Annotated in this window: 10 protein-coding genes and 1 tRNA gene; 5 read left to right on the top strand and 6 right to left on the bottom strand. The window is 67.7% G+C overall.

From position 1 onward, the window contains the following. Positions 1 to 14: 14 nt before the first annotated feature. Positions 15 to 476: a hypothetical protein gene (locus ACYVF7_RS55430; protein WP_460356045.1), complete on the bottom strand. Its 462-nt coding sequence runs from the start codon at positions 474 to 476 to the stop codon at positions 15 to 17. Between the two features lie 469 nt (positions 477 to 945). Between ACYVF7_RS55430 and ACYVF7_RS55425 the strand changes: the two genes are divergently transcribed. The 4 genes from ACYVF7_RS55425 to fxsT all read left to right on the top strand — a co-directional run bounded on the left by ACYVF7_RS55425 (position 946) and on the right by fxsT (position 8,799). Continuing rightward, the gene (locus ACYVF7_RS55425; protein ID WP_460356043.1) at positions 946 to 1,746 is read left to right on the top strand and encodes an effector-associated domain 2-containing protein; all 801 of its coding nucleotides are present in this window, start codon (positions 946 to 948) and stop codon (positions 1,744 to 1,746) included. After that, positions 1,743 to 3,182, top strand: a complete 1,440-nt coding sequence (locus tag ACYVF7_RS55420; RefSeq protein ID WP_460356041.1) for a VMAP-C domain-containing protein — start codon at positions 1,743 to 1,745, stop codon at positions 3,180 to 3,182. The genes ACYVF7_RS55425 and ACYVF7_RS55420 overlap by 4 nt, the downstream gene beginning before the upstream one ends. 311 nt (positions 3,183 to 3,493) lie before the next feature. Beyond that, entirely contained in the window at positions 3,494 to 4,468 is a 975-nt protein-coding gene (locus ACYVF7_RS55415) for an AAA family ATPase (protein WP_460356039.1), read from the top strand. A gap of 74 nt (positions 4,469 to 4,542) precedes the next feature. Continuing rightward, positions 4,543 to 8,799, top strand: coding sequence for an FxSxx-COOH system tetratricopeptide repeat protein (gene fxsT, locus ACYVF7_RS55410; RefSeq protein ID WP_460356036.1), 4,257 nt, complete (start codon positions 4,543 to 4,545; stop codon positions 8,797 to 8,799). 436 nt (positions 8,800 to 9,235) lie between these two features. On the opposite strand, the gene ACYVF7_RS55405 is transcribed toward fxsT, so the two are convergent. From ACYVF7_RS55405 to ACYVF7_RS55385, 5 genes are all read right to left on the bottom strand, one after another. After that, entirely contained in the window at positions 9,236 to 9,991 is a 756-nt protein-coding gene (locus tag ACYVF7_RS55405; RefSeq protein WP_460356033.1) for a hypothetical protein, read from the bottom strand. Then, the gene (locus tag ACYVF7_RS55400; protein ID WP_460356031.1) at positions 9,988 to 10,299 is read right to left on the bottom strand and encodes a PadR family transcriptional regulator; all 312 of its coding nucleotides are present in this window, start codon (positions 10,297 to 10,299) and stop codon (positions 9,988 to 9,990) included. Before ACYVF7_RS55400 ends, ACYVF7_RS55405 begins: the two co-directional genes overlap by 4 nt. A 63-nt stretch (positions 10,300 to 10,362) precedes the next feature. Next, positions 10,363 to 12,618 (bottom strand): transcriptional regulator, encoded by a 2,256-nt coding sequence (locus ACYVF7_RS55395; protein WP_460356029.1) that lies wholly within the window; start codon positions 12,616 to 12,618, stop codon positions 10,363 to 10,365. 1 nt (position 12,619) lies between these two features. After that, positions 12,620 to 12,691, bottom strand: a tRNA-Lys gene (locus tag ACYVF7_RS55390). Positions 12,692 to 12,700: 9 nt separating this feature from the next. Next, entirely contained in the window at positions 12,701 to 12,868 is a 168-nt protein-coding gene (locus ACYVF7_RS55385) for a hypothetical protein (protein WP_460356027.1), read from the bottom strand. Between the two features lie 317 nt (positions 12,869 to 13,185). On the opposite strand from ACYVF7_RS55385, the gene ACYVF7_RS55380 reads away from it, so the two are divergent. Continuing rightward, positions 13,186 to 13,758: an NYN domain-containing protein gene (locus ACYVF7_RS55380; protein ID WP_460356026.1), complete on the top strand. Its 573-nt coding sequence runs from the start codon at positions 13,186 to 13,188 to the stop codon at positions 13,756 to 13,758. Positions 13,759 to 13,875: the final 117 nt, after the last annotated feature.

Here is a 13,875-nt window from a genome sequence, read left to right as displayed (position 1 = left end):
TCGCGCCGTAATCGTCAGAAGACGAATCCGTTCTGTGCGGTGGCTCTGACGAACACCTCGAGGAAGTAGAGCGCCAGAGCACCGCCGGCGATCGCGATCGCGGGCGTGGTCCAGGCCGCGGTACGGGAGCGGCGGGCGAACAGGCCGAACAGCGCGATCAGCGTGCCGGTGGACCACCAGGCGATGTCGCTGCGCATTCGCGCGGCGTCGGCCCTGACCGAACAGGCGTGCTCCCCTGGATGCCCGACGTAGGCGCACAACTGCGTCGCGGACGGATCGAACGGCAGACTGCCGGGGGCGGTCTGGTACATCAGCCAGAGTGTCAGGCCCGCTACGACTCCGATCAGGTGTAGTCGACTCAGCGTGATGCCGAATCGGCGACCGAACCGCCACTCATACGCCGCGACCGCGCCGAACACTAAGACGGGAATGGTGAACGCTGTCGCCATGACCCACGGACTGCTCCGATGCGTCACGATGGCGATGATGAGCACGGCGAAAAACCCGCCCACCGAGACCGCGGCCGCCTGGCAGGACGCCGGCCACGATCGCGCCATGCGGGGGAGTTGCTGTCGAGTGTCCAGCGACGCGAAAGCCGCCAACGGTTCTGTTGGTGATTGCATCTGACTCCTCTCTTGAGTCCAGGAGCCATCAGACCACGGAAGTCGTGACGGTCAATGGAATGCCCGATTCTGGCCAATGTGTGGCACTGTGTCCCCCATGGGGGAGCTGCATTCGACCCCGATGCCCGCGACGCGTTCGACCGTTATCAGGGTCGGTGATCTGGGCGGCGAGATCACGGGCGCGAAAAGTCGCCACCGCCCGCCGACCGGATCCGGCATGCGGGCGGTCCGGGCACGTCACGGCTTCCGGAACTTGGCCACAAACGAGTGCTGCCCAGACCATTCCTGCCTTAACCGGGCGACTCTGATGCACAATCGGAGTGTGCTAACGGAAGCGATCGTCGGCTGGCTCGTTCAACTCCTTGGTGACCGCACATTGAGGGTGGTTTCGAAAAGGATTTTCGGTCCGCCTGAACGCCGAGTGCTCGCAGAAGCAATGGACGAGGCCATCGGATCGTTCGTGGCACCGCTCGCGGCAGATCAGCGCGAGCACGTCGCCAGGGCACTCGTGGAACGGTTCGAGGCGCCTCCCATGGAGGTGAATGACGGCCCCGATGAGCGCTCCTCCGTTCGGGAAGCGCTGGTCGAGAATATCCGCGAGCAACTCCGTCCGCTGGCTGACCCGCATATCACGGGTTCCGGCCGGTCCTACTTCGAGCAGATGGGGCTTGACCCGGCGCGCGCTCTGAGTATGGTCCCCGACCTGTTCATCGCGGCCATTCAGCGCGCCGCCACGATGAACGCGGGTCTCGCACCGCTTGCCGCTCAGCTCAATGCCGACGCCGTGCTGGCCGAGGTACGCGCTCTGCGCGCCTCGGGCACGGACGGATCGGCAGGCGGCGGCGTCCTCGCACTGGCCCGTGCACTCGAGGCGGTTCCTTCGCTTGCGGACGAAGCGGGCCGGACCTTGGTAATTGATCAGCTGCGTCCTGACATCTCGGCGACGGTCCGGTACAACGCGCGGACCCGGCTGCACGTGCTCAACCTGGCCCAAACCTGTGACGATCACCCGGGAGGGGTGCGGGAGCTGATCGACGTGCTCACATTCGTCGAAGGCGATTCACTGCCCATGAGACGCGCACGAGAGATCGCGGCTCCGTGGCTGCGGAATGGCTCGGCGTGACCGGCACCGAGAGCGGGTCATCTGTGCCCCGGATCGCCGATGCGTTGGAGGGCATCTCCTTGATGCTCGACCGGTCGGTCCGCGATGCGATGGTCGATTTCATAGGGCGCGAGCTGGACGGTCCGCTGAACGTACGGGACTCGGACTACGCCAAGATCCACCTGTACAACCTGGTGGCGGCCTGTGCGGACCGGCCGGGTGCGTTCCAGGCGATGGTCCGCTTCCTCGACCACGTCGCCGGGGACCTGCCGGGCACCGCCCTCGTACGGCGCATGATCAGCCCGGTCGCGGAGGCGTTGCCCACGGCTGACTGCACCGCCGTCCGCCGACTGCTGGAGGGGCGCACCATCCCGCAGCTCACGCGGATCTTCTGCATCGCGTGCGGCGGTTCCGTGCCGCCGCCGGGCCACTTGAATGACGCGTGGGAGGCGTTCTCGATCCTGCTCGACATGAACGCCCGACCCGACGGCACGCCGCCACATCTCCTGTTCGCCGCGCTCTTCGCCCAGGCCCCCGAGGCCAAGGGCGTGGCAGAGGGCCTTCGAGCGTGGATCGTCGACCAGGCGATGCTGCTCCGCGCCGCTGGAGCGGAGGAGGCGGCCGACTCCCTGCTGGCGATCCGCGACCGCACGTGGCCCGCAGCCGGTCTACCGCTGCACCTGATCATCATGATCGAGCCATCGTTGACCGAGGGGCCCGGTGGATTCCTCATCACGCACTGGAGGCAGTTCCATCCGGCCGAGTGGCGTCCCGAGCCGGCGGGAAGAGAGACACGCTGTGGGTTCGACGACATCCCCGGTGGAGTGGCCGATCTCATTCGAGAAGCCGTCTCGGGCTGGGCGAGCCAGTTCAACGATCCTCTGACCATCGAGTTCGTGCTGCCATCTGAACTCATCAACCTTGACGTCGACCAGTGGCTCCGTGAGCCCCCTGACGATCAGTCGGTTCCGATCGGGGCGGAGTTCGAAGTCGTCGTACGGAGCCGGGATCGGCTTTCGGAAACGTCGTGGCACCATGCCTGGCGTCGCAGGTCCCGGATGCTCGCGGATCCCAGTCACGACTGTCGGATCCATCCGACACCGCCGGACATGAACGGCGATCCCCGGAAATTCCGGGTCTATCTTGATCAAGCCACGGCGGTCGCCTGTATCCTGGACTCGTCGCCCGATGAAGAGCCCGGCCGTTCACAGTTGAAGGCTTCCCTGCGTGCAGGTCTGCCAGTGGTGTTGTGGTGTCGGGATCGGCGCTCGGCGGCCGATTTCGGTGCTGCGGTAGCCGCCATCAATGCTCGCCGTCTGCCGCCGGAAATCAAACGACTGCGGCAGAACGCAATTATCGCAGAGGGCACAGGCTCAACATACGGCCAGCACATCTCGCTGCTCTGGGATGATCACGGGCACTTCTTGGATGTGAACGCCCGCATCCGACTTCCCTGATGCGATCGCCAGTGAGCGGGTTCGTCGTAAACCATGGAATAGAACGGTCCAAATCAGCGCTTCCGCTTGCGCATCACATGTCGTCGCGGGATGCTGATGCCGGGGCATCTCGTCAGTTCTTGAAATTCGAGTCCTGCCAGGCAGTGAACCTGTACCCCTACCGCGATAGAAGGGGACGCTCTTCTATGGGCGCCGACCAGTCACCTGGTGCACGGTCAGGAGCCGAGCACGACCGACCGTACGGTGACGCGCCCCTGTCCTCGACACCCGCCTGGTGGATCTACCGTGGCACCGGCCGCCCTCTGCACGACGTGCGGCTGAGCGATGTGCTCCCCCCACCGCCCCCGTGGAGGAGGTTCACCGGAGGGCCCGTCCAGCCGCCACCGCCAGACGAACCCGACGAGTTGGACCGGCGGCTCGGTCGACTCGCCGACGGCCGTCCGCGTCACGCCGACCCGGAGGAGGCCGACGCGGTGAACGCGGCGATCTATCTTCGTCGGCCGCTGCTGGTGACCGGGCATCCCGGGGTGGGCAAGTCGAGCCTCGCCTACCGGATCAGCCGCGAGTTGAAACTCGGACGCGTGCTCCGGTGGCCGATCAGCAGCCGGAGCACCCGACGGTCAGGTCTCTACGACTATGACGCCATCGGCCGCGCACAGGACGCCGCGGTCAACCGCCATCGCGGTGAGGACGAGCCGACGATCGGCGAGTACATCCAGCTCGGCCCGCTCGGGACCGCGCTGCTCCCCTTCGAGCTGCCACGGGTCCTGCTGATCGATGAGCTCGACAAGGGAGACAGTGACCTTCCCAACGATCTCCTAGACGTCCTTGAAGACGGCGAATACTCCATTCCCGAGCTCGTCCGGGTACGCGGCCGGTGGCCCAGAGTAACGGTCAACACCGCGGACGGCGACGTCACGGCAGAGGTCGAACGGGGCCTCGTCCGATGCCGAACGTTCCCCATCGTCATCATCACCAGCAACGGCGAGCGTGAATTTCCGCCCGCCTTCCTGCGCCGGTGCCTCCGCTTGGAGCTGAGTGCCCCGACCGAAGAACAACTGGTCGACATGGTGACCGCCCATCTCGCGGAGGCGGAGGACGCGCAGACGACCGAGTTGCTCGAACGATTCGTCGCGCTTCGGCGCAGTCGGCCGGAGATCGCGGCCGACCAGTTGCTGAACGCCGTCTTCCTGGCGACGTCGGGCGCCTATCACGCCGGCCACCCGGGCGAACGACTGCTGGATCTGCTCTGGAAACGCTTGAGCCAGTCGGCGGTGCCTGAGTGAGATCTCGACCAGCCGACTCCGCGCTGCCGGGGGGCGGGAGGGATCTACCCCCCTACCGGTTGTCATGGTCGGAAGTGGGCGACGCCCTGTGGCTCGCGGCGCAGCAAACGGCCGCCGCGCAGCATCGCGGTGACGACAGGCCGGACGGCAAAGCCGCCGAAGCCCCTGCCGTCCCGCCTGTCCGGCCGCCCGCGGCGGATCCTCGGCCGCTCACGTCGCCGACCGAATCGGTGCCGGAAGATGACGTGCCCGAAACACTGCCAGGGTCACGCAAGTCCCGTGCCCTGGCTCTGTCCGCGAGCCCGGCACCACTCGTGGCGAGTGACGGCCACGCCGTCGGTCATAGCGAGCTGCCCCCGCTGCTCAACCAGAGGGTGCTGGTCCGAGCGCTACGCCCGCTCAAGCGACTCGCCGAATCTCGGCGCGGTGACGTTGAGATCGACGAGATAGCGACCGCTGAACGCGCGGCCGAGGACGGCCTGTGGTTGCCCGAATGCCGCCCGGTCGGCGAGCGATGGCTCGACCTCGACATCGTGATGGACGACAGTCGCTTCGCCTATCTGCACCGTCCTCAGCTGCGCGAATTCGTGGGCCTCCTGGAGTCGACGGCCGCATTCCGTCTCATCCGCACGCACCTGTTCGACACGGACGCCCCCGAGCCGCTGCTGCGGGCTTCCGTCTCGGAGGACGGACCCCGGCTGCCCCCCGCCGCGCTGAGCGGGCTGGGGGAGACTGGGCGACGGCTCCTTGTCGTGCTCAGCGATGGTGTCGGCGAAGCCTGGCATAACGGAGCCGGCCAGCGGGCCGTGGCCATGTGGGCCCGCTCGGCCACAATCGCGATCGTCAACCCGCTCCCGGCGCGACAGTGGCGCCGGACGGGCCTGGATCCCGTTCCAGACGCGTTGCGGACACCGGGACCCGCCGCGCCCAATCGCCGCTACCGCCCGAGCTCCGCAGGCCCGGTGCGAGTCCCGATCGTCGAGATGACGGCCGATCAGCTCCACCGCTGGACTCAGTTCGTGAGCGGCCGTACCTCCGTTTGGCAGGGCGCGGTGACGCTCTGCCGGCCGGACCACCGGCCGGCAGGCAGGAGGACGGACGAGGAGCCCGACTCCCTGGACTCATCCGAGCTGGTGCGGCGCTTCCGCGCCGCCGCCTCGCCGAGTGCATTCAGGCTCGCGGTCTACCTCGCAGCCGTGCCGCTCCACCTGCACGTTATGCGGCACATTCAAGCCGTCATGCTGCCATCGTCCCGACCCTCGGACCTGTCGGAAGTGATCGGCAGCGGACTTCTCGAGCCGGTCGGGGACGGTCGGCTGGACACCGGCCCGGTGGTCGTGACACATGACTTCCGTACAGGCGTGCGAGCGGAACTGCTCGCAGCCGGGCGCCGGTCCGAGACGGCTCAGGTGCTGCTGGCGCTCGCGGACTGCCTCGCCGACCGGGTCGACGTGCTGGGGCGGCTACCTGACCTGCTGCTCCGACCGGGCGCGGCCCAGGTGCCACCGGTCCCAGCGGATTCGGCCGCGTTCGTCGATCCCGTCCGTCAGGCGCTCCACGCCCTGAGCGGCCCCTATCTCAGGCCGGCGTTCCAGCTTGAGGACGAACTGCGCAGAGTTCGCCAGAACGGTACGACGCACCGAGCGACTCGCGCCGACACTTACGGCAATGATCTAATGACTGACTGTAACCACATACTCAGTGAGGACACCATGGCACTGCCGAGTGATGAGGTCACGGTCGCGGCTCCCCTTGAGGAGTCATCTGCCTCCGAACCAATAATCCCCTTTCCAGGAGTCAGCGTGTCCCTCCGCACAGTCCCACCGGCCGAGGAACGTAATCCCAACGAACCTCCCCCGGTCTGGGGCAATGTTCCGCCGCGCAACATCAACTTCACCGGCCGCGAAGAGTTGCTGACGGATCTGCACCAGCGCCTGCGGGCCGGAACCACCGCGGTGCTACCGCACGCGCTGCATGGAATGGGCGGCGTCGGCAAGTCCCAGCTCGCCGTCGAATACGTGTACCGCCACACGACCGACTATGACCTCATCTGGTGGGTGCCCGCCGAAGGCACGGGGCAGGTCAGGCAGTCCCTGACCGAGCTCGCCGCCCAGCTGGGCCTGCCGGTGGCCGGCGAGGTCAATGTCGCAGTGCCCGCCGCCCTGGAGGCTCTCCGGATCGGTCGCCCGTACCGCAACTGGTTGTTGATCTTTGATAATGCCGAGGATCTTGACAGTGTGCGCCAGTTCTTCCCCACGGACGGCCCCGGCAAGGTGCTGGTGACCTCACGTAACCCGCACTGGTCCCATGTCGCGCACACCCTCGAGGTGAATGTGTTCGACAGGGTGGAGAGCACCGAACTGCTGCGGATGCGCGATCCGGACCTCGACGAGGAGACCGCGAGCGAACTCGCGAGCGCGCTGGGCGACCTTCCGCTGGCGATCGAGCAGGCCGCGGTATGGCTCGCCGAGACCGGTATGCCGGTCAGCGAATACCTCGAGCTGTTCAAGGAAAAGGCCGGCGAGCTGATGGCGCAGGGTGCGCCACCGGACTACCCCGTCCCTGTCGCCGCCGCCTGGAACGTCTCCCTCGAGCGGCTTCACGAGACCGACCCCGCCGCCCTACAACTCCTGAGGGTCTGTGCGTTCTTCGCGCCCGAGCCGATCTCACGCAGGCTGCTGTCCGGTGGACGCAACATCGACGGCCCGGAGGAACTCGTCCGGACCCTCGCGGACCCGATCAGGCTGGGACGCGCCCTTCGAGCGATCAACCAGTACGCGCTCGCGAAGATTAGCTACCGGGACAACACACTCCTGCTGCATCGCTTGGTGCAACGGGTGCTTCTTGACCAGCTCACCCCACAAGAGAGCGCCGAACTGCGGCACTGCGCGCATATGCTGCTCGCCAACGCCGACCCGAACGATCCCGAGTCGCCGGACACGTGGCCGCTGTACGCCAGCCTTCTGCCCCATGTCGAATTCACCAGGCTTATCGAGTGCGACGATCCGTGGGCGCACCAGCTTTTGATCAACCTGTTCGACTTCCTCTACCGCTGGGGTGACTACCAGGGATATGAGGACCTCGCCCAACGCACCTTCCAGGTCTGGGCGGAACGGCTGGGCGAGCGGCACGAGCAGACCCTTGCCTCCGAACTCAAGCTCGGCAAGGCACTGCGCACGCTCGGTCGCTACTCCCAGGCGTACCAGCACGACCTGCACGCGCGTGAGATCCTGGTCGCCGACCTCGGCGACGACCATGAGAGATCTCTCGAGGCACAGGGCTACATCTGCGCGGACCTGCGCTGTCTGGGCAAATTCAGCGAGGCTCTGGACATCAACCAACTGTTGTACGCGGCGGCTCGACGGCGGTTCGGACCTGATGACCCGTTCACGCTCGAGCACGCGTTCTTCCTGGGAATGATCCTCCGTCTCAACGGTCAGCCCAAGGAGGCCGAAGAGCTGGATAAGGACACCCACCAGCGGAGAAGCCGTGTCCTCGGCGAAGACCACCTCAACACCTTCAGTGCATTGGCCGCCATGGCGGTCGACGCGATGGAACTCGGTCGCTACCGGGAGTCCCGCGATCTCCAGCGCCAGATCACCCAGCGAATCCGCGTGAAGTACGGCGATAACCACCCGGGAACGATCGAGAACCTGAACGCCCTTTCGGCGATGGAACGCCGCGCCGGCGACCACGACGAGGCGCTGCGCCTGTCCACTCAAGCGCTGGAGCTGAGCCGCGCTCGGTACGGCGACGGCTCACCCGACTCCGTGGCGGCCGCGCTCAATCACACCGCCAGCCTGCGGCAGGCCGGGGATCTGTCCGGTGCGGTCGAACTCGGCCGCACCGTCCGTGATCAGTACGTCAAACTCTATGGCGCGGAGCACCCCAACACGCTCGCCGCCGGCCTGAATCTTGCGGTCGCCCTCCGGCTCATAGGACAGGTGACCGAGGCCTACGCACTGAACGAGGAGATCTTCGCCGCCCTTATCCAGCAACTTGGGCCAGGCCACCCACGGAGCCTGGCGTGCGCGATCAACCTGGCTAGCGACATCTTCGCGATGGGCGACGCGGAGGCGGCCCGTCGGCGGGACGTCGAGACCCTGGAATACGCACGCCAGACTGGCGGTGACGACCACCCGACCACGCTCGCCTGCGCCCTCAACCTCGCTCTCGACCTCCGCGCCTTGGGGGAGGACGCGGAGGCGGAGGCCCGCTTCGCCGACACGCTCGCCGGCTATCGGCGCGCCCTGGGCGACTCCCACCCTGGGACGATCTCGGGTAGCAAGTACATACGAGCCAACTGCGACATCTACCTGATTATCGCTTAGCTTCACATGCAGTTCGCCGCCGACCCGCGTACAGCCTGCTATGTACGCGGGTCGTTTTCTTGTTACGGACAGCCGCTTGGCATATTTCGGTTCACACAATATACAGTCATGTTAGAGTTAAGTTGGAGATGCGTCATATGCGGTGTATTTGCCTTGCACGCCATTTTGGTCGCCTTTTGGGCAGCCGAGTCCATGCTTGGAGATTGAATGGTAACGGCGGAAGTGCTTGGGGCGCAGTGGCGCACTAGCAGTTGGAGTGGCAACGGGGGCGCATGTGTCAGCGTAACAACCGTCATCTACCTCGAAGCGCCCTAATAGCGACGTTGTCCGCGCTGAAGGCAATAGGCCGTCTTCACCTACCTCACCATCCGCAAGGTCCTGGGGTCGAGCCATGAGTTCGGCGCCTACAGGCGCGGCCGCAACGGTGCTAACCGTCTCAGTATTTCGTTCGCCGCAGATCGTGGCCGGCGCTGACGGCCACGGCGGCCAGGAGGCCCAGTGCCACCGACTGGGCGAGGGAGTCCGGGCGGGGTGCGGTCCCGAGCAGGTTCTGGCTCGCCGCGACGGCCAGTCCGATCCCGATGAGCAGGAGGGCAGTGGACAGCCGGCGCGTGGTCGGCAGCGTGGCGGTCTGGGCGACGCGGGCGACGAGGGTGCACAGGCGGAGCGCGACGAACCCCAAGGTGAGCCAGTAGTAGACGACCAGGGCGACTTCGGCGACGCCCGTGGCGTGCTGGGCCACGCCGCTCCAGGCCGTCAGGACCATGGCCAGGCCCGCGGTGGCCGGGGCGGCCAGGGTGCGGATCGCCACGGTGGTCAGGCGGCGGAGCGCTTTACCGCGCAGCGATGGAAGCGGCGCGGCGAGGATGACGCCGAGCAGGAGCGGTGCGAGCCACAGGCTCGTCGCGGGGTGGCGGATGTCGGCGGTCAGGGTCGTCGATGGTGTGACCGCACGCAGCAGCAGCCCGCCGGCGGCGATGATCGCGAACAGCGTGACGGTCACGACGCGGCGCGTCTGGCCGGTGAACGTCTCGGGCCAGTCGCCCGGGTGGAGCCAGAGCCGCGCGGCCCCCGCGAGGGTGTCGGGCCAGGACCGGATTCCCGACGCGGACACCTCGTGGCTGATGTCCGCGCCCCATCGCTCGCGAACGGCCGGCGGGTAGAGCCCGGCCAAGAACGTGGCGGCCCTCATGCCGGATCGATCCCGAGCGCGCGCAGACCAGCGGCGGAGACGCGGGCCATCTGCTGGAGTTCGGCACGCAACAGCTCGCGGCCCGCGTCGGTGATCTGCATGGTGCGGTGGCGTTCCCCGGCTTCGGCCGCCTCGTCCGCGGGCCGGATCAGCTCGCGCGTCTCCAACCGGGAGAGTGCTCCGTAGAGGCTGCCGGGGCCGAGCTTGCGGCCGGTGAGCTCTTCGATCGCGGTGTTGATGGCGTAACCGTGCAGCGGGCCGTCCGCCAAGACGGTGAGCACCAGCATCTGGGCGTCGTTGCTGTGCATCTTGCCTCCCGCCTCAAATAGTACGAAGCACGATCCTACCTTTCGCGTAGTACAAAGTGCGTACTATGACGCCATCCAGTGACCACCCGTGCTCCAGCCGAGGAAGCGGCGGGCGTTCGGGGCGCTGCCGTCGTCGAGGCCGCCGCCGACGAGGACGTGCCGCAGTCCGGCGAGGACGGGCGCGAGGCGCCGTGCGACGTGCTCGGGATGCCGCCGCGCCTCCTCCTGGATCCAGGCGATGACGGCGATCTGGTCCTCCAAGCCGCACAGCGACAGGAAGAACAGCGTCTGCCGCCAGGCGTACGCCGCGTCCTTGACGGTGCTCAGCGGACGCGGGTTGGCCTGGATCCGGGCCACCAGGCGGCACACGGTCGCGAACGCCCGTCGGGCGAGTTCCGGCCAGCCCCCGGCCGGATCGACGCCGATCGGGTGGACCAGCGCGGCCAGGTTGTGCGACGTGAGGATCTGCGACTGCTCGATCACCATGCCGTTGGCCGCGACCCACGAGCCGCCCGTACGGCCGCCGGCCCGGTCGCCGCACAGCGCGGCGAACGCGTCGGGACCGTCCAGTTCACGGATCGCCGCGTAGTCGACGCCGTAGTACCGCTCGTACAGCGTACCCTCGAGCACGTCGGCGGCCAGCCGCGCGGCACGCACCACCTTGGGGGTGAAGGCGTGCTCGAAGATGTCGGCGGCCAGCTCTTCCGTGAACGGCACGTCGAGGCGCGCCTGCCGGGCGAGGGCGGACAGCTCCTGGATCAGCGGGTTGGGCAGGATCGTCCCCGGGAAGGCCTGCAACGCGAGCTCCCCGAGGCGTACGAGCGCGGTCCGTGCCTGCTCGCCGCCCTTCGTGGAGCGGTACCGCGTCACCGCGGCCACCCAGGGCAGCTCCTCAAGCCGGACCTGGTGCTCGAGGTTGAGCAGGAGCAGGGACCGCCGGTTGCGGAACGCGCGGTACACCGCCGCCATCAGCGTGCGCAGCGCGGCGTCCTCGTACGCCTCGGCGGTGGTCACGGCGACGAGCTGCGGGACGAGCTCGGCGAGCACCTCGGCGGATGGGACCACGCCGCGTTCGACGAGGGTGGTGATCGGGGCGCTGAGCGCACGTTCGACGACCCGCCGGAGCGCGTCGGGGACCTCGCTGCCCGCGGCCGCGCCCGTACGGGCCTCCTCCTCGGCCACCGGCGCGACCACCTGGTCGACGGACGGCAGGCCGATGTCCGGCGGCAGGTCCGCGAGGCGAGCGACGAGGACCTGGGCGAGTGCGTGGAGCGTCGGGCGGGCGGCCGTGACGGCCTGGGCCTCGCGCAGCGCGGTGTGCTCGGAAGAGCCGGGCACGCCGCGCCGCCGGACCATCGAGTCCACGGCGTGCTGGAGCAACCCGCGCAGCCGGGGCGCGAGGCCGTGCCCCGCGACCGTCTCCTCCAGCGCGGTCCGCAGGATCGCGAGATTCTCCTTCGGGCGGCGATGCTTCGTGCACAGGGTGTGGACAGTGGCCAGGTGCCGGTACCGCGCGAGCAGGTCGGCACCGCGCTCCCGCCAGCCGTCGGGCTCGACGGCCCCGACCCGGTCAGGCTCGACGGCCCCGACCCGCCCGGTCGCGACGGGGCCGGGCTCGGCCGTCTCCAGCCAGTGCGCCAAGAGCTCGTCGGCGAAGGGGTTCCAGACGGTGAGGGCCTCGTTCATCGTCGCGACGGCGCGATTCGGGCGGCGACGATCGAGGGCGGCGCGCACCTCACCGACCGTCTCACGGTGCACGATCGCGTCGCTGCGCGGCGGCACGGTGGTCGGCCGGGGCGCGAAGCGGAGCCGGTCGGCGAATGGGTGGATGTGCTCCAGCAGCGTCAGCGCCGCGACCCGGTCACCGGACCGCAGCAGCCACGCGACCGTGAGGAGCGCCGCCTCCTCCGGCAGGCCGACCTCGTACGCGCCGCTGTCGAGCAGCGCGGTCAGTTCGGCCAGGCCCGCGTCGGTCAGGTGGTGCCAGAACAGCGCGTACCGCTCTGCGGGAACGCCGCTCCGGCGGGCGGGCTCCAGCTCGTGCGGCAGGAGAGGGCCGCCCGCTGCGGCCTCGCCGGTGGCGAACCCACCGCGTACGACCTCCGGGGTGACCCACGCAGGGAGGCCGGCCACCGGGGTGCGCGACCCGATGGTGAGAGTGCCGTCCGTCATGCCGCGCATCACCTGCTCCCAGCGGTGCAGGCGCTCTTCCGCACGCCTGCGCGCCGCAGGGTCCTCGTGGCTCGACGCGGTCGTGAACGCCTTCGCCAGCTGCCAGGCCGGATATCCGGTGCCGATGTGCACCTCAGGACGGTTCATGCCGACGTGGCGGGTGCCGCCCCCGCGCCCTCCGGGATAAGAGCCCGGTGCTCTGCTGCTGAGCTACACGCCGATTGGTGCCTCAGCGTACGAGGCGGTCGATCATCCCAGCAAAGGGATAAATCGCCGGCCGTCGTAGACGACCCGGCCGACGTGCCGGGCCGGACTCGGTGACGAGTTCGCGGGCCGTCTCGGCGCCGCACGGCTCGGTGTGGGCGGTCGCGGTGAGCGCGCCGGGCGCGGCGGCCACCGCGTGGAGTCCTCGCAGCCGAAGCAGTCGGATTCCAGTCTGCCGTCGTCGAATGTGCGGCAATTGCCTTAAATATGGTTCTTGGTGATTATGTGTCGGCCATAGTTCATTCGAAAATCGGGATGCTAGTGATCTCTCGTGCTGCTAGCGTGAATGGTCAAATTCGATCTACGGTGGCAACGGGGACGGCCTGGGGCGGTCGGCTAGGGTGAGTGGGTTGACGGCAAGTCCGACCGTGCGTACTCTTAGCGGTATTACTCCCCGTCGTCCTCCGGGACTGGCGGGGCTTTTTTATGTTGAACGCTGCAGTGGAGCGTGTGGCGCTCTTCGTGGATTTCCAGAACGTCCATCTCGTTGGACACGGCCTCTTCGAGAGCTACGGCGTTCCCCGGTACTGTTGCGTGCCGAACCCCAGTCGACTCGCTGATCTCATCCAGCAGCGCCGCTCTCGTCTGAGTGAAGTCACCGCGATCCGGGTGTACCGTGGTCGACCCGATCCGACCCGCCAGCCCACACCTGCCTCGGCCAACGACGCGCAGGCGGCAGAGTGGTCACGAGATCCCCGGGTCCAGGTCATCCGCCGACAGCTCAACTATCGAGGCTGGCCGGACGCTTCTCCTAGAGAGAAGGGGATCGACGTTGCGATAGCCGTCGATCTGATCCACCTGGCACTCCGTAAGCAGTACGACGCTCTCGTGCTGTTCTCCGGTGATACCGACCTTCTGCCGACCGTTGAGTCCATCAAACAACTGGGGCTAAGCCACGTTGAAGTCGCTTGCTGGGCAGGGCACAAACCTTTGCGTCTCCCGAACTCGCAACTGCCTTACTGCCACTTCCTGGGTAAGCCGGATTGGGTCGCGACAACTGATGATTGGAGTAGTCGCGTGTAATCGTCTGCGGCCGATTCGCGTGCCTCGGCCGTTCGGAGGCCGGTTCCGTGAGGGCCGGCCTGCGGCGGCCTCGCCTGTGGCGAAACCGCCGCGTTCGGACCGCGGGAGCGCCCGCGC

The sequence above is a fragment of the Actinoallomurus acanthiterrae genome, assembly GCF_054775715.1.
The sequence above is the reverse complement of the archived record's forward strand: the minus strand, read 5'-3'. Positions and strand labels throughout refer to the sequence as shown.

What these genes read in the sequence shown, in the direction of transcription:
- ACYVF7_RS55405 (WP_460356033.1), bottom strand. Translation starts at nt 9,991, where the DNA reads ATGAGGGCCGCCACGTTCTTGGCCGGGCTCTACCCGCCGGCCGTTCGC.
- ACYVF7_RS55400 (WP_460356031.1), bottom strand. Translation starts at nt 10,299, where the DNA reads ATGCACAGCAACGACGCCCAGATGCTGGTGCTCACCGTCTTGGCGGAC.
- ACYVF7_RS55395 (WP_460356029.1), bottom strand. Translation starts at nt 12,618, where the DNA reads ATGAACCGTCCTGAGGTGCACATCGGCACCGGATATCCGGCCTGGCAG.